This is a genomic window from Staphylococcus sp. ACRSN, assembly GCF_022346615.1.
Classification (GTDB): Bacteria; Bacillota; Bacilli; order Staphylococcales; family Staphylococcaceae; genus Staphylococcus.
In genome coordinates this window covers 49,278-66,137 of sequence record NZ_JAKRNS010000010.1, presented here as the reverse complement: position 1 = coordinate 66,137, position 16,860 = coordinate 49,278, and the positions used below count along the sequence as shown (strand labels likewise).

Here is a 16,860-nt window from a genome sequence, read left to right as displayed (position 1 = left end):
CTAGATTTTATAGTTTCTTTCATTTGGTTTTTCAAAAACTATTGGTATAATATATGGGTGGTTAAAGGAGGACATTTACGTATGCAAACAGTTGAAAGTATCATCATTGGTGGCGGTCCTTGTGGATTAAGTGCTGCCATAGAACAAAAAAGAAAAGGAATAGAAACGTTAGTTATTGAAAAAGGAAATGTTGTAAATGCAATATACAACTATCCTACTCACCAAACGTTCTTTTCTTCAAGTGATAAATTGAGTATTGGGGATATTCCATTTATAGTAGAAGATAGTAAACCCCATAGAAATCAAGCATTAGTTTATTACAGAGAAGTAGTAAAGCATCATCAATTACGTATCAATGCTTTTGAAGAAGTCCTTACTGTAAAAAAAATTAACAATCGCTTTACGATTACAACAACTAAAGACGTTTATCAATGTAGATTTCTAACGGTTGCTACAGGTTATTATGGTCATCATAATACATTAGAAGTAGAAGGGGCAGAGCTACCAAAAGTAAAACATTACTTTAAAGAAGCACATCCATATTTTGATCAAAATGTAGTAATTATCGGCGGTAAAAATTCAGCGGTAGATGCAGCATTAGAACTTGAAAAAGCTGGTGCAAATGTGACAGTTTTATACCGTGGAGAAGCTTATCCAAAAGCAATCAAACCTTGGATTTTACCAAATTTTGAATCATTAGTGAGAAACGAAAAAATAAACATGTTATTTAATGCTGAAGTTACTCAGATTACTGATACTACACTAACATATAAACAAAATGATGAAATTTGTGAGATATCCAATGATTATGTCTTTGCAATGATAGGCTATCATCCTGATTACGATTTCTTAAAATCAATTGGAATTGAAATTAATCAAAATGAATATGGGACGGCGCCTGTTCATAACAAAGAAACTTATGAAACCAATGTAGAAAATTGTTATATTGCTGGAGTAATAGCAGCAGGTAATGATGCTAATACAATTTTTATAGAGAATGGTAAATATCATGGCGGTATTATTACGCAAAGTATTTTAGCTAAAAAGCAGACACCACTTGAATCATAATCATAAAACGATATCTAATTAAAAATAAAAGCAAATCATTATATATAAACCGTAAAAACACAGGTTGAGCTATTAAATATGCTCAACCTGTGTTTTGTTTTTTTAAAAATAATTATTTAAAGTGTTAATAACTTAGAAATAGTGATGATTTCAACTATAATTGCGATTCGAAATAATAGTTTAATTCATTTTTATCTAAGTTATTACTTAAACCTACTAACAATTTCAATCTCGCCTTTGGGCCATTCAAACCATTAGAGAATATAACTCCTTTTTGTTCGAGTGTTGCACCGCCACCTTCGTATGCATATATTGGTCCAACAATGCCATTAAATGAGCGTGAAACAAGGACAATAGGAATTGATTTATCCAAACAAGCATCCAAACCCTCTAGACATGTAGGTGGTAAATTACCTTGTCCTAGCGCTTCTATTATTATCCCATCAACATTTTGTTTACTATAAAAATTCAAAACATCATTATTCATCCCCATATATGCCTTAACTAAGGGAATATTTAAATTTTGATTAATTTTTTCCAGTACTTGGTGTTCATAAGGTTTATGATGAAATTGAACGCTATTTTTTGTGACAACACCTAATGGACCATGATTGGGACTTTGAAATGTATTAGTATTAGATGTATGTGTCTTAGTAACGTTTCTAGCTGTATGAATTTCATCATTAAATACAACCATAACTCCCATATTGGTAGATTCATTACTAGTCGCAACTCTGATTGCTGAAATAAAGTTATATAAACCATCTGCACCAATTTCATTAGAGGAACGCATTGCACCTGTAATTGCAATAGGTTGGGAAATATTAACAGTTAAATCTAATAAATAAGCAGTTTCTTCTAACGTATCTGTGCCATGTGTAATAACAAAGCCATCGTACGTTTCTTTTTGCGCAGCTGTTTCAATGATATCTTTTAATTTTTCTACATAATAAATATCCATATGTGGTGATGGTACATTAAATGGTGTAATTTCAGTAACATCTGCATAAGCTTTAATTATTTCATGATGATTCGAAATTGGATTTTCTTCATTCGTAACTACTTGATTAGATTCATCTTGTGACATGCTTATCGTGCCACCTGTATGTATGACAAGAAGTTTTTTCATGCGTGCATTCCTCCTATTAATATAATACATATTTATGATAAAATATTATTCATAAAACAACAAGGAAGGTTTTCTGAAATGAAACGAATTAATATCGCATTAGATGGTCCTGCTGCAGCAGGCAAAAGTACTATAGCTAAATTAGTAGCTTCAAAATTATCAATGATTTATGTTGATACAGGTGCTATGTATCGCGCTTTAACATATAAATATTTACAGCAAGGTAAAACAGAAGATTTTGATACACTTATCGCAAACTCAGAATTATCTTTAACTTATGATGAAGAAAAAGGACAACGTGTTATTCTAGATAATCAAGATGTAACTGATTATTTACGAGAGAATGATGTAACTAATAACGTTTCTTATGTTGCTTCAAAGGAACCTGTTCGTACATTTGCAGTAAATAAACAACAAGAACTTGCAGCTCAAAAGGGTATTATTATGGATGGCAGAGATATCGGTACAGTAGTACTACCTAATGCTGAATTAAAAGTTTATATGATTGCATCAGTGGAAGAACGTGCGATACGTAGACAAAAGGACAACGAAGAAAGAGGTATTGAATCTAATGTAGAACAGCTCAAACAAGAAATTTCTGACCGTGATAATTACGATATGAATCGTGAAATATCACCGCTTAAAAAAGCTGTTGACGCAACGACATTGGATACTACTGGAAAAAACATTGAAACGGTAACGAATGAAATTTTAAAAATGGTAGAAGCTTTGTAATTCTGACAGTGATCTATCTGCATAACTCATATTTCAAATTTGACTAAAAAAGTTATATATTATTTCGATTAGGGTATAACAAGGATGTACAATGTTTTATGATTTTATGACTACATATATTGGCATAAATGTAAAATATAAGTAAAATTCATTAAATTTCCGTGAGTTAAAAATGACTATTTTTACATTTTTATAACAAAATGTATGGCATTCCTCAAATAGAGTGGAATTTCTTGACAATTTTGACAGTTTATAAGATGTTATAATTATGTAGTGTAATAAGGAGGCAGACAAGATGACTGAAGAATTCAACGAATCAATGATCCATGATATTAAAGAAGGGGACAAGGTTACTGGCGAAGTTCTAGAAATAGAAGAAAAGCAAGTAATTGTTCATGTAAACGGTAGTAAGTTTAATGGTATTATCCCTATTAGTCAACTTTCCACACATCATATTGATACACCTAGTGATGCTGTGAAAGTCGGTGATGAAATTGGTGCATATGTTACAAAAGTTGAGTATGACGAAGAAAATGAAACAGGTGCATATATACTTTCAAAACGTCAACTTGAAACAGAGAAATCTTATGAATTCCTGCAAGAACAGCTTGATAACAATGAAACAATTGAAGCCAAAGTAACAGAAGTAGTTAAAGGTGGATTAGTTGTTGATGTGGGACAAAGAGGTTTCGTACCTGCTTCATTAATTTCAACTGATTTTATTGAAGATTTTTCTGATTTTGAAGGTCAAGTCTTAAAATTAAAAGTTGAGGAATTAGACCCTGCAAATAATCGCGTCATCCTTAGTAGAAAAGCAGTAGAAGAATTAGAAAATGCAGAGAAAAAAGACGAGTTACTTTCATCGTTAAATGAAGCTGATGTTATCGATGGTAAGGTTGCTCGTTTAACAAACTTTGGTGCATTCATTGATATTGGTGGCGTAGATGGTTTAGTACATGTATCAGAATTATCACACGAACATGTTAAATCACCTGAAGATGTTGTCTCTATTGGTGACGATGTGAAAGTAAGAGTTAAATCAATTGATAAAGACTCTGAGAGAATTTCTCTATCAATTAAAGATACATTACCTAGTCCATTTGAATCAATCAATGGTAAATTTAATGAAGGTGATGTTATTGACGGCAAGGTGATAAGATTAGCCGAATTTGGTGCTTTTGTTGAGATTAAACCAGGTGTTCAAGGATTAGTACACATATCTGAAATTAGTCATAAACATATTGGTACACCAAGTGAAGTGCTTGAACCAGGCCAAGAGGTTAAAGTAAAAGTATTAGGCGTAGACATTGAAAATGAACGTATTTCATTATCAATTAAAGCTACTTTACCAAATGATGAAGCGGATGATCACAATCAAGAAAGTGATAAACAAACTACACAATCATACCTAGATAACTCATCAGATGAAGATGATAACCCAACGCTAGGTGATGTATTTGGCGATAAATTAAAAGACTTTAAATTTTAATACGACCATATATACCAATTTAAATCTTGTCCTAACCATTACATTAGGACAAGATTATTTTTTATGTAGTGATATATGATAGACAAACTACACATTTTGCGAAGTAACATTATATATTAAACCTATAGATTTAATATTTCTTTTGAATTAATTAAACCATGTGATAAAATTATAGAGATTAAAAAAGAGAGGAAGTTAGTTATGACTAAACCTATAGTAGCAATTGTAGGAAGGCCGAACGTTGGTAAATCTACAATTTTTAACAGAGTCGTCGGCGAACGTGTATCTATCGTTGAAGATACACCCGGTGTAACTCGAGACAGAATTTATTCATCAGGTGAATGGTTAACACATGATTTCAATATTATTGATACTGGTGGTATCGAAATTGGTGATGCACCATTCCAAACACAAATCAAAGCACAAGCAGAAATTGCAATAGACGAAGCAGACGTAATTATTTTTATGGTTAACGTTCGAGAAGGGTTAACACAAAGTGATGAAATGGTTGCTCAAATGCTTTATAAATCTAAAAAACCTGTCGTTCTCGCAGTAAACAAGGTCGATAATCCTGAAATGAGAATTGAAATTTATGATTTCTATTCACTTGGTTTTGGTGAACCATATCCTATTTCAGGGTCACATGGCTTAGGCTTGGGTGACTTATTAGATGAAGTTGTAAAACATTTTAAAGAAGAAGAAGAAGATCCTTATGATGATGATACGATTAGATTATCTATAATTGGTAGACCAAATGTTGGTAAATCAAGTCTAGTCAATGCTATTTTAGGCGAAGAACGTGTCATCGTTTCTAATGTTGCAGGTACTACACGTGATGCTGTCGATACTGAATATAGCTATGATGATCAAGACTATGTATTGATTGACACTGCTGGTATGCGTAAAAAAGGTAAAGTATATGAAAATACTGAAAAATATTCTGTATTACGTGCATTAAAAGCGATTGAACGATCAAACGTTATCTTAATAGTCATTGATGCTGAACAAGGTATTATCGAGCAAGATAAAAGAGTCGCAGGTTATGCTCATGAAGAAGGTAAAGCGATTGTTATCGTAGTTAACAAATGGGATACAGTCGATAAAGAAACAAATACAATGAAAGAATTTAAAGACGAAGTTCGTAAAGAATTTCAATTCTTAGATTATGCAGAAGTTGCATTTATTTCTGCAAAAGAAAAATTAAGATTAAAAACATTGTTCCCTTATATTAAAGAAGCAAGTGAAAACCATAAGAAACGTGTTCAAAGTTCAACACTAAACGAAGTTATAACAGATGCAATTTCGATGAATCCTACACCTACTGACAAAGGTCGTCGTTTAAATGTATTTTATGCGACCCAAGTCGCTATAGAACCACCAACATTTGTCGTATTTGTAAACGATGTAGAGTTAATGCATTTTTCTTATAAGCGTTACCTAGAGAACCAAATCAGATCTGCATTCGGTTTCGAAGGAACACCAGTGCATATTATACCAAGAAAACGAAATTAATAAGACCGGAGGGGATACCATGTCAAAAGTTACAGTATTTGGTACTGGAAGTTTTGGAACCGCACTTGCTAATGTTTTAGCTGAAAATGGACATCAAGTATTAATGTGGGGTAAAAATGAACAGACAATTAACGATATCAATGAACATCATAAAAATACTAAATATTTAAATGATGCTATTTTAGATTCATCTATAAATGCAACATTGGATATCAAACAAGCGACACAATTTGCTGATGTATATTTAATGGCGTTGCCAACAAAAGCAATGCGCGAAATTGCTAAAAAAATAGATAGTCTAATATCTACTAAAAAAACATTTATCCATGTTGCAAAAGGTATTGAAAATGAAACATTCAAACGCGTCTCTGAAATGTTAGAAGATTCTATATCACCTGAACACAATGCAGGCATCGGTGTATTGTCTGGTCCTAGTCATGCTGAAGAAGTAGTGATTAAGCAACCAACAACCGTAGCTGCTTCTTCAAAATCTTCAGAAGTTAGCTTATTAACACAAGATTTATTTATGAATGATTATTTACGCGTATATACTAACGATGATTTAGTCGGTGTTGAATTAGGCGGAGCTTTAAAAAACATTATCGCAGTGGCAAGTGGCGTAATAACTGGCATGGGCTTTGGTGATAATGCTAAAGCTGCTCTTATGACACGTGGTCTTGCTGAAATTAGTCGCCTAGGTGAAAAACTTGGCGCTGATCCGCTTACATTCTTAGGCTTAGGTGGTATTGGTGATTTGATTGTCACATGTACGTCTACACATTCTCGTAATTTCACTTTAGGTTATAAATTAGGAGAGGGTAAATCTCTAGAAACAGCTTTAGACGAAATGAATATGGTAGTAGAAGGTGTTTATACTACTCAATCGGTTCATCATTTAGCAAAAGCGCACAATGTTGAAATGCCAATCACAGAAGCTTTATATAGCGTTTTATTTGAAAATAGACCTGTTACGGAGAGTGTGAAAGATTTAATGGGTCGTGGGAAAAAGTCTGAATAACAAAGTATTTTTACACTTTTAATTAAAATTATAACATTTTGTCATCAAAATCCCATTATTTCAAGGTTTTTTGCGCATAAATCGTTGCAGTAGTTATTATCGTTGTGTTAAAGTCAAAGCATAATGATACAAAGTTATCATTATAGACCCTAGGGGAGGTGAATTCATAATGAACAAAACAGATTTAATCAATGCTGTAGCTGAACAAGCTGAGTTAACTAAAAAAGAAGCAGGTTTAGCTGTTGATGCAGTATTCGAATCAATTCAATCATCACTTTCTAAAGGTGAAAAAGTACAATTAATTGGATTCGGTAACTTTGAGGTACGCGAACGTGCTGCACGTAAAGGCCGTAACCCTCAAACTGGTAAAGAAATTGATATCCCTGCAAGCAAAGTTCCAGCATTCAAAGCTGGTAAAGCTTTAAAAGACGCAGTTAAATAATTCTTTACTTTACTTAAAGCCCTTTTAAAGGGGCTTTTTCTTTTTGTATTTTTTCTCAATATACATAACATAAAATTAAATCGTATACTCATACATTCATAATAGATAGCAAAACATTAATTTAGTAATCATTAATTTTCATATTCTTCTATAAACTGACATTAATTGGTATATTTAACATTAAATATCAATAACTTTAATTATCGTTGATTTTATTTTTCATTATATAATGTTAATATGTATATTGATAATAACGTGAGGTGTGAACATGGAAACGACATTAAGCATATTAGAAAAACAAATTAAAAACAGACTTAAAGGTGTAGACCATTATGAATCTATATATATTAATCAGGTATTAAGTCATTTACTTGATACATACGATATTCCTGAAGAAGCTAAATTAGCTTGCCTCACTATAGATACTGCAATGCGACATTTAGATGAAGTTTATGTAAAAAATACTTCGAAAAAATCAATCTTAATTGGAGATCTATTAAGTGCTCATTTTTATACATTATTAGCTGTTTTAAATAATCCTGATTATCAAAAGGACATTAGTTCAGCCATTGTCGAAGTAAATGAAATAAAATCATCCGTACACCAAGATACGCTAGACAAATCTTTAATTAGTTCTCAAATACTAAAAGTAGAGAACATTTTTTTAATTATTACATTGAACCATTATGCAACAAAATATGATCTTCAAATCATCAATGAAAAATTATTAAATAATATTATTGAAAATAAACCTTCTTATTTAAATAAATACACAGATTCAGAAGTCAAAAATTTTATCAGTAATATTTAAGTTAAGATATAAATTAAATTTAAAAGAGGTAATAAAAATGGCAGATAATAAAGTTAATAAGGAAAAAGTACATAACGTATTTCAAAATATTTCTGGAAAATATGATCGTTTAAATAATATCATTAGCTTTGAGCAGCACAAAACATGGAGAAAGCATGTAATGAAAGAAATGAAAGTTAAACCTGGTAGCAAAGCATTAGACGTTTGTTGTGGTACTGCTGATTGGACAATCTCATTAAGTAAAGCTGTCGGCCCAACTGGTGAAGTAACTGGTGTGGATTTTAGTGAGAATATGCTAGAAGTTGGAAAAACCAAAATACAAGATATGGAAAATATTAATTTAGTACATGGTGATGCTATGAATTTACCATTCGATGATAATGAATTTGATTATGTAACCATTGGATTTGGACTAAGAAATGTACCAGATTATTTAGCGACATTAAAAGAATTAAATCGCGTACTAAAACCAGGTGGTATGGTTGTCTGTTTAGAAACGAGTCAACCTACAACACCTGGATTTAAGCAATTGTATAAACTTTACTTCAAATTTATTATGCCTATTTTCGGTAAAATTTTCGCTAAATCAAAAGAAGAATATGAATGGCTTCAGCAATCTACATTTGATTTTCCTGACAAAGAGAAATTAAAAAGACTATTTTCACAAGCTGGCTTTAGTAATATAAAAGTACGTAGCTTTACAGGTGGCGTTGCAGCAATGCACCTTGGCTATAAATAAAATCGAATTAACCAAAGGTGATTAGCGTGTCAAAGTTAAACATGAATAACGAAATTAAAAAAATAGAAAAAAGAATTGAACAAACAATTATAAGTAAAGATCCTACACTTGAAGCTGCCGCTAAACATTTATTTACATCAGGTGGCAAAAGAATTAGACCAGCATTTGCCATTCTCAGTGGACAATTTGGTGAAACTGTCACTGAAGATGTTTATCGTGTTGCAGTCACATTAGAATTAATTCATATGGCTACGCTTGTTCATGATGATGTAATTGATAAGAGTGATAGACGTCGTGGTAGGTTAACAATTTCTAAAAAATGGGATCAAAGTACAGCCATTTTAACCGGCAATTTCTTACTTGCTTTAGGTTTAGAATATATTTCTTATATTGAAGATAGTCGTGTGCATGATGTTATTTCTCATTCTATAGTTGATGTATGTAAAGGAGAACTTTTTCAATTCCAAGATCAATTTAATAGTAATCAGACTATCACAAATTATTTGAGAAGAATAAATAGAAAAACAGCATTACTAATACAACTTTCTACTGAAGTTGGTGCAATTGCTGCTGGTGCTGATATAAAGACAATCCACAATCTTAAAATGATTGGTCATTATATTGGTATGAGTTTCCAAATTGTCGATGATATCTTGGACTTTACAAGCACAGAAAAACAATTAGGTAAACCAGTAGGAAGTGATTTAATGAATGGTCATCTCACGTTACCTGTGCTCTTAGAGATGAAAGTAAATCCTAGTTTCAAGTCACAAATCGTCGCTTTAAATCCAGATAGTAGTAAAGAAGCGTTTGAAACTTGTATTGCAGTCATTCGAGATTCAAATGTAATTCAAACAGCACAAGATATCAGTGATAAGTATTTAGATAAAGCATTGAGACTTATAGATGAACTTGATAATGATAATGCTAAACCATTATTCAAAAAGATTATTAAAAAAGTTGGCAAAAGAAATGTGTAAGTTATGTGAAAAACGTTGAAAGCGCTTTAATTACCTGTTAGTATAAGAATGTATCGGATAAATATATTTATTTTGATATATTTTATTGTGTATAACGAATTTTACACTTAAACAACAATACAGGGGGATTTACACAAGATGGAAAGAACTTTTCTAATGATTAAGCCGGACGCGGTACAACGTAATTTGATTGGAGAAATTATTTCTCGAATTGAACAAAAAGGTTTGAAGATTGTGGGGGGTAAATTAATGACAGTGCCACAATCACTTGCTGAAGAACATTATGCAGAACATAAGCGCAAACCTTTTTATAACAATCTGATTGAATTTATTACTTCTGCACCTGTTTTTGCAATGGTAGTAGAAGCAGAAGATGCTGTACATATTTCGCGCCACATAATAGGTAAGACAAATCCTTCTGAAGCAACACCTGGTACAATTAGAGGCGACTTAGGCTTAACAGTTGGAAGAAACATCATTCACGGTTCTGATTCAGTTGAATCAGCTAAAAAAGAAATTGCTTTATGGTTTAAACCTGAAGAAATAAGTGAATTTACTGAAACACGCGAAACTTGGTTATATGAATAAATAATATCTACATATACAATATAAAAAAAGTTCCTAAAAAATCGTACATCCGATATTTTTAGGAATTTTTTTGCTTCTTCAAATGAACAAATTACATATCCAATTACTTTATACAAATAATCAATGTGAAACTTCAATAAATTCATCCGATCTCCTTAATTTTATTTATAAACTAACTCAACAAGTGGTACACTAGTCCAAATAGAAATGATAGAATTTTCTTAAGATTTAAGATTTGTAAATTTTTCTATTAATTTGCTTAAATGAATATGATAAGATATAAAATATATAACAATTTAAAGTACTAAAGAACGGAGTGGGTAAATAATGAGATATTTAACTTCTGGGGAATCACATGGTCCACAGTTAACTGTAATAATTGAAGGTGTTCCATCAAATTTAGAAATCAATGTTGAAGATATAAATGAAGAAATGTTTAAGCGTCAAGGCGGCTATGGTAGAGGGCGCCGCATGCAAATTGAAAAAGATACGATAGAAATTGTTTCAGGTGTAAGAAATGGTTATACATTAGGTAGCCCGATAACACTAGTTGTTACTAATGATGATTTTACACATTGGAAAAATATAATGGGTGCTGATCCAATTAGTGAAGAAGAACAAGATAATATGAAACGAGTAATAACTAAACCACGCCCAGGTCATGCTGATTTAATAGGTGGAATGAAATACAACCACAGAGACCTCAGAAATGTATTAGAACGCTCTTCTGCACGAGAAACAGCAGCACGAGTAGCAGTAGGTGCAGTAGCAAAAATTTTACTTAAACAATTGGATATTAATTTCTATAGTCGCGTAGTTGAAATAGGTGGCGTTAAAGACGATGCAGAATATGATATTGATACAATTAAACAAAATATCGATAAAAATGATGTTCGAGTAATCGATGATCAAGTAGCACAACAAATGAGAGATAAAATCGATGATGCTAAAAAAGCCGGTGATACGATTGGAGGTATTGTACAAACTATCGTTGAAGGCGTGCCTGTAGGTATTGGTAGTTATGTACATTACGATAGAAAACTCGATGGTAGAATTGCACAAGGTGTAGTAAGTATCAATGCTTTTAAAGGTGTAAGTTTTGGTGAAGGGTTCAAGTGTGCAGAATTACCAGGTAGTGAAATACAAGATGAAATCTTGTACGATGAACAAGTTGGATACTTTAGAGGTTCAAATCATTTAGGTGGATTCGAGGGTGGTATGTCTAATGGTATGCCTATTGTTGTCAGTGGTGTAATGAAGCCTATCCCAACTTTATATAAGCCATTGAATTCTGTTGACATTAATACAAAAGAATCTTTTAAAGCCTCAATTGAGCGTTCTGATAGTTGTGCAGTACCAGCAGCAAGTGTAGTTATGGAAAACGTAGTTGCATTCGAATTAGCGAAAGCATTACTAGAAGAATTCCATTCAAATCATATCGAACAGTTGAAAGTACAAATAAATGAACAACGTAAAATTAATATTGAATATTAAACAATATTAAAATACTAATAGTAATCAGGTGAAATCATGATATTAGAAACAACTTATAGTTCGGATAATTATCCAATCATCGTTGAACACAATGCATTAGCACATTTGCATAAATATATACAAGACTATAAAGATGTTGTACTTATTGTTGATGCAACTGTCAATAAAGAATGGAGTATTGCATTAGACTTCATTACATCAGAATATGATGCCCATAAAGTAATCATTCCTTCTGGTGAATCTACCAAGTCATTAAGTTTTTATGCGGAAACAATTGAATCATTACTTAGCAGAAAATTAACAAGGGACACATGTTTAATTGCTGTTGGTGGTGGCGCAACAGGAGATTTCACTGGTTTCCTTGCTGCAACCTTACTAAGAGGTGTTGACTTTATTCAAGTGCCTACTACGATCCTTGCTCATGATTCAAGCGTTGGTGGTAAAGTAGGCATTAATTCAAAACATGGTAAAAATTTAATTGGTGCATTTTATCGCCCTAAAGCAGTTATTTACGATCTCGATTTCTTAGCAACATTACCATATTCTGAAATATTAAGCGGTTATGCCGAGGTTTATAAGCATGCTTTGCTAACTAATATAAAAGCGGTTAATGAAATTGAACAACAATATCATAATGCAAACACACTTGAAAATCTTGAAGAAATTGAATACTACTTATATAAAGGTATAGAAACAAAACTTAACATCATTATAAATGATGAAAAAGAATCCAATGTTCGTAAATATTTAAATTTAGGACATACCTTTGGACATGCCGTGGAATATGAATTTAAAATACCCCACGGACATGCCGTGATGATTGGTATTGTTTATCAATTTATCGTTGCAAATAATGTGCTAAATCAAGATTTTGATATTGCACATTTTGTGAAGTATTTACAAGCATTAAATTATCCACTAGATATTATCAAGCAATTTAAATTTGAATCACTCTATGATTTAATGTTAAAAGATAAGAAAAATGATCAGCAAGGCGTACAAATGGTACTCTTAGATGGCATTGGTAATCCAATCGTCAAACATGTAGATAGAACTATACTTCTACAATCTTTTGAATTATTTATAAAACATTTTGAATAAAAGGAGGAGGACTACATATGACAAATAGTAAAACAGTAAATATCACTGGTCCTTTAACTGGTGAAATTGAGGTTCCTGGCGATAAGTCTATGACACATAGAGCCATTATACTTGCTTCTCTAGCTAAAGGCACATCAACAATAAATAAACCGCTTCTTGGTGAAGATTGCCTACGTACGGTCGAAATCTTCAAATTATTAGGCGTTGAAATCATTGTGAGTGATGACAAGATTGTAATCACGTCTCCAGGTTATAAGCACTTCAAAACACCTCATCAAGTACTCTATACAGGAAATTCAGGTACAACAACACGTTTAGTAGCTGGCTTACTTTGTGGCTTGGGTATTGAAAGTGTATTATCAGGTGATGAATCTATTGGTAAAAGACCAATGGATCGTATAATGAAACCTTTAACTTCAATGAATGCCAACATTACTGCGATAGATGATAACTACACACCATTGATTATCAAACCAGCTGAAATTAAAGGCATTAATTATGAAATGGAAGTCGCTAGTGCACAAGTGAAAAGTGCGATACTCTTTGCTAGTTTATTTGCAAATGAAAAAACTACAATCAAAGAATTAGGTACGACACGAAATCATACTGAGACTATGTTCGAGCATTTTAATATACCTATTGATACTTCCGATCATTTTATTGAAATGCCTCAATCAGGTATATCTCACATACAACCTGCAGATTTCGATGTGCCTGGTGATATCTCTTCAGCTGCATACTTTATTGTTGCTGGCCTAATTACACCTGGTAGCGATATTACAGTTCATAATGTTGGCATTAACCCAACACGTTCAGGTATTATTGATATCGTGACTCAAATGGAAGGGAACATCACTCTTTTTAATCAAACGAAGGGTGCAGAGCCTACTGCGTCGATACGTGTTCAATTTTCACCAAATATGAAACCTTTACATATTGAAGGTGATTTGGTGCCGAGAGCAATCGATGAAATACCTATAATTGCACTTTTATGTACACAAGCAAATGGAACAAGTATTATTAAAGATGCAGAGGAATTAAAAGTTAAAGAAACGAACCGTATAGATACAACAGCAAATATGTTAAATCTATTAGGTTTTACATTACAACCAACAAATGATGGCATGATTATCCATCCTTCTGCCTTAGAACAAACGGCTACGGTTGATAGTTTTACTGACCATCGAATTGGCATGATGTTAGCTATCGCTTCACTTTTAACTTCTGAAACGTTAACGATTAACCAGTTTGATGCTGTAAATGTATCCTTCCCTGGTTTCATGGACAAGTTAAAACAATTAGAAAATGAGGGATAATAGTATGGAAGATATCTATAAGTTAATAGATGATATCAACTTACAAAAATTAGATAACTTAGATTCACGTGTGAATGAGGCTTTAAGTTCACCCAATGATGACGCCTTATTCGTTTTAGGTGAAACGTTATATAATTATGGACTCATGCCTCAAGGGTTAGAAGTCTTTAGAACCTTATACCATAAATATCCAGATGAAAGTGAACTATTAATTTACTTTATAGAAGGTTTAATGGCTGAGAATCAAACAGACGAAGCTTTAGAATATTTAAATGAGGTTGAATTATCAACTGAACGTTTAATGTTAGAAGCAGATTTATATCAACAGCTAAATATGTTAGAAGTTGCAATTGACAAGTTGTCGGAAGCAATTGAAATTGAACCTAATGACCCTATTATACATTTTGCATTAGCAGAATTATTATATTTTGACGGTCAATATTTACGTGCAACTACAGAATACGAAACAGTATTAGAGACTGGTGAATACGAAGTCAATACTATCAATCTGTTTGCACGTCTTGCAGATTGTAGTTTACAAAGTGGTAATTATAGTGATGCAATTAAGATGTTTGATGAAATGAACGAAGACGAAATGAATTCAGAAGATTACTTGAAAAAAGCAATTGCTTATGAGAAAAATGATTTAACACAAGAAGCGATTAAATTAGTAAATACATTACTGTCTAAAGATCCTGACTTCTTACAAGCATATTTCTACTTACAACAATTATATGAAAATGAGCATAATCATGCAGATGCAATTGAAATAGGAAAAGAAGGTTTAAGACTTAGTCAATTTTATAAAGAGCTTATGGTCTCAACTGGTAGCATTGAAATAGAACACGGTGATGCTAATGAAGGGGTACAACTGTTAATTCAAGCATTAGAAGTTGATAATGCATATCAAGAACCTTTACTAATATTGAGTGATCTATATAGAGCAGAAGAAGATTATGAAAGTCTAATCGGATTATTACAATATGTAGATGAAGAAGATTTAGATCCAGTATTTATGTGGCATTTAGCATATGCATTAGGACAAGAAGAACGCGATAAAGAAGCACAACACTTCTTTGAATTAGCATGGCCAACGTTACAAAGTCAGGCTGCATTTTTAAGTGATTATTATTACTATTTAGTAGAAATAGGGCATATTGAAAAGGCAAAATCAATATTAAATCAATTATTAGAATTGGAGCCAAGTAACGAAACTTGGCATGATGAGGCCGAAAGATTAGCATCTTATTAGTTAAGGTAGGTGAACTATTTGGCTGACACATTGCAACAAATGAAATCATCATTTATTGAGTATATTTTATTTCATTATCGCTTTAAATCCCGTATTAGTATTTGGGTGTTAAATTATTTAAAATCATCAACCGATACTTTACAGAGCGTACATTTTGTTGATGAAATCATTCCTAGCCATAATACATTGGAAATTTCGGTTGTTAATTCCAATAACATTGCTATTCGTTTAATTTTAAAAAACAAACAATTAATAAATAATGATGAAATATTTAATTACATTGCCAATCAAAACTTGGCGCTTGATATTAAATTACATTTTGAACATCCCTTTGACAGAGAATCACGTCTTGATGAATTATTAATTAGTCAATTACTCAATTCACCTTATTATGCCTTATATATGCATGATATTTATAGCATACCGTTATCAAAGCAAAATGAAATTTCCATCATTCAACATTTACAAGCAAATATCGATTTAAGTTTACAGTTACACGATCGTCCATTGTTTTATCAATTATCACAAATTTTAAATACCTTTGAATCTAGAAATGCAAATACAGGCACGAGGGATTAATACTATGAATATAACAACAATTTGGCAGTTATGTATTTATAATAAATTAATACTTATATTTTTATTAATTTGTAATGTGCTAGGTACAATATACGGCTATATTTGGTATGGTACACAATTATCAGTAACAAGTTGGCAATTTAAACCATTTGTCCCTGATAGTCCAACCGCTTCATTATTTTTATGTATTGTCATCATCGCATTTTTATTTGGTAAACAATTTCCTATTGTAGAAGCCCTCGCTTTCACTACATTAATTAAATATGGAATTTGGGCTGTCATTATGAATATTATTATGTTCATTCAATACGACCGTGTAACAGTTATAGGGTGTATGCTCATACTTTCTCATGGTATTATGGCAATTCAAGCATTGCTATTTTATCCTAGAATGCAGGTTACATTATTAGGATTTCTGATTAGTATGATCTGGTTATTTAATAACGATATAATCGATTATGTATTTATGCAATATCCTTTTTATGATTTTATTGCAAGACATATTGAAGGCGTGGCATATTTGGCATTTGCATTAAGTGTGATTCCACTAGTACTTTATTTATATTTAACTCGATTTACAAAGACTAAATTATTTGACCTTCCTTAA

At 31.9% G+C, this 16,860-nt stretch carries 17 protein-coding genes; 16 read left to right on the top strand and 1 reads right to left on the bottom strand.

All coding sequences use genetic code 11. The features are described 5' to 3' along the window. Nucleotides 1–81 precede the first annotated feature (81 nt). Nucleotides 82–1,068, top strand: coding sequence for a bacillithiol disulfide reductase YpdA (gene ypdA, locus MHZ36_RS10275; protein ID WP_239231485.1), 987 nt, complete (start codon nucleotides 82–84; stop codon nucleotides 1,066–1,068). 154 nt (nucleotides 1,069–1,222) lie between these two features. Here the strand turns inward: ypdA and MHZ36_RS10270 are convergent, their stop codons facing one another. Next, nucleotides 1,223–2,197, bottom strand: coding sequence for an asparaginase (locus MHZ36_RS10270; protein WP_239231483.1), 975 nt, complete (start codon nucleotides 2,195–2,197; stop codon nucleotides 1,223–1,225). Between the two features lie 78 nt (nucleotides 2,198–2,275). Here MHZ36_RS10270 and cmk point away from each other — a divergent pair, with 78 nt between their 5' ends. From cmk to MHZ36_RS10195, 15 genes are all read left to right on the top strand, one after another. Further along, complete coding sequence (cmk, locus tag MHZ36_RS10265) at nucleotides 2,276–2,932, top strand: (d)CMP kinase (RefSeq protein WP_239231481.1); 657 nt, start codon at nucleotides 2,276–2,278, stop codon at nucleotides 2,930–2,932. Nucleotides 2,933–3,227: 295 nt separating this feature from the next. After that, nucleotides 3,228–4,421: a 30S ribosomal protein S1 gene (gene rpsA / locus MHZ36_RS10260; protein WP_239231480.1), complete on the top strand. Its 1,194-nt coding sequence runs from the start codon at nucleotides 3,228–3,230 to the stop codon at nucleotides 4,419–4,421. Nucleotides 4,422–4,622: 201 nt separating this feature from the next. Beyond that, a complete protein-coding gene (der, locus tag MHZ36_RS10255) occupies nucleotides 4,623–5,933 on the top strand; it encodes a ribosome biogenesis GTPase Der (RefSeq protein WP_239231478.1) in 1,311 nt (436 codons plus the stop codon). A gap of 19 nt (nucleotides 5,934–5,952) precedes the next feature. Beyond that, nucleotides 5,953–6,951, top strand: a complete 999-nt coding sequence (locus MHZ36_RS10250; RefSeq protein WP_239231477.1) for an NAD(P)H-dependent glycerol-3-phosphate dehydrogenase — start codon at nucleotides 5,953–5,955, stop codon at nucleotides 6,949–6,951. A gap of 169 nt (nucleotides 6,952–7,120) precedes the next feature. Beyond that, nucleotides 7,121–7,393 (top strand): HU family DNA-binding protein, encoded by a 273-nt coding sequence (locus tag MHZ36_RS10245; RefSeq protein ID WP_015900354.1) that lies wholly within the window; start codon nucleotides 7,121–7,123, stop codon nucleotides 7,391–7,393. A 268-nt stretch (nucleotides 7,394–7,661) separates the two neighbouring features. Next, nucleotides 7,662–8,204, top strand: coding sequence for a heptaprenyl pyrophosphate synthase subunit A (locus MHZ36_RS10240; protein ID WP_239231475.1), 543 nt, complete (start codon nucleotides 7,662–7,664; stop codon nucleotides 8,202–8,204). A gap of 37 nt (nucleotides 8,205–8,241) precedes the next feature. Next, nucleotides 8,242–8,943 (top strand): demethylmenaquinone methyltransferase, encoded by a 702-nt coding sequence (locus MHZ36_RS10235; protein ID WP_239231474.1) that lies wholly within the window; start codon nucleotides 8,242–8,244, stop codon nucleotides 8,941–8,943. A gap of 26 nt (nucleotides 8,944–8,969) precedes the next feature. Beyond that, nucleotides 8,970–9,923 (top strand): polyprenyl synthetase family protein, encoded by a 954-nt coding sequence (locus MHZ36_RS10230; RefSeq protein WP_239231472.1) that lies wholly within the window; start codon nucleotides 8,970–8,972, stop codon nucleotides 9,921–9,923. Between the two features lie 138 nt (nucleotides 9,924–10,061). Continuing rightward, on the top strand, nucleotides 10,062–10,511 hold the full coding sequence (gene ndk, locus MHZ36_RS10225; protein WP_239231471.1) for a nucleoside-diphosphate kinase: 450 nt from the start codon (nucleotides 10,062–10,064) through the stop codon (nucleotides 10,509–10,511). 327 nt (nucleotides 10,512–10,838) lie between these two features. Then, nucleotides 10,839–12,005, top strand: coding sequence for a chorismate synthase (aroC, locus tag MHZ36_RS10220; protein ID WP_239231469.1), 1,167 nt, complete (start codon nucleotides 10,839–10,841; stop codon nucleotides 12,003–12,005). 36 nt (nucleotides 12,006–12,041) lie between these two features. Beyond that, the gene (aroB, locus tag MHZ36_RS10215) at nucleotides 12,042–13,106 is read left to right on the top strand and encodes a 3-dehydroquinate synthase (protein WP_239231467.1); all 1,065 of its coding nucleotides are present in this window, start codon (nucleotides 12,042–12,044) and stop codon (nucleotides 13,104–13,106) included. Nucleotides 13,107–13,123: 17 nt separating this feature from the next. Beyond that, nucleotides 13,124–14,422 carry a 3-phosphoshikimate 1-carboxyvinyltransferase gene (gene aroA / locus MHZ36_RS10210; RefSeq protein ID WP_239231466.1) on the top strand — a complete coding sequence of 433 codons (1,299 nt, stop codon included), beginning with the start codon at nucleotides 13,124–13,126 and terminating at the stop codon, nucleotides 14,420–14,422. A 4-nt stretch (nucleotides 14,423–14,426) separates the two neighbouring features. Then, nucleotides 14,427–15,674 carry a tetratricopeptide repeat protein gene (locus MHZ36_RS10205; RefSeq protein ID WP_239231465.1) on the top strand — a complete coding sequence of 416 codons (1,248 nt, stop codon included), beginning with the start codon at nucleotides 14,427–14,429 and terminating at the stop codon, nucleotides 15,672–15,674. Between the two features lie 18 nt (nucleotides 15,675–15,692). After that, a complete protein-coding gene (locus tag MHZ36_RS10200) occupies nucleotides 15,693–16,253 on the top strand; it encodes a YpiB family protein (RefSeq protein ID WP_239231460.1) in 561 nt (186 codons plus the stop codon). Nucleotides 16,254–16,257: 4 nt separating this feature from the next. Beyond that, nucleotides 16,258–16,860 (top strand): DUF1405 domain-containing protein, encoded by a 603-nt coding sequence (locus MHZ36_RS10195; protein WP_239231459.1) that lies wholly within the window; start codon nucleotides 16,258–16,260, stop codon nucleotides 16,858–16,860.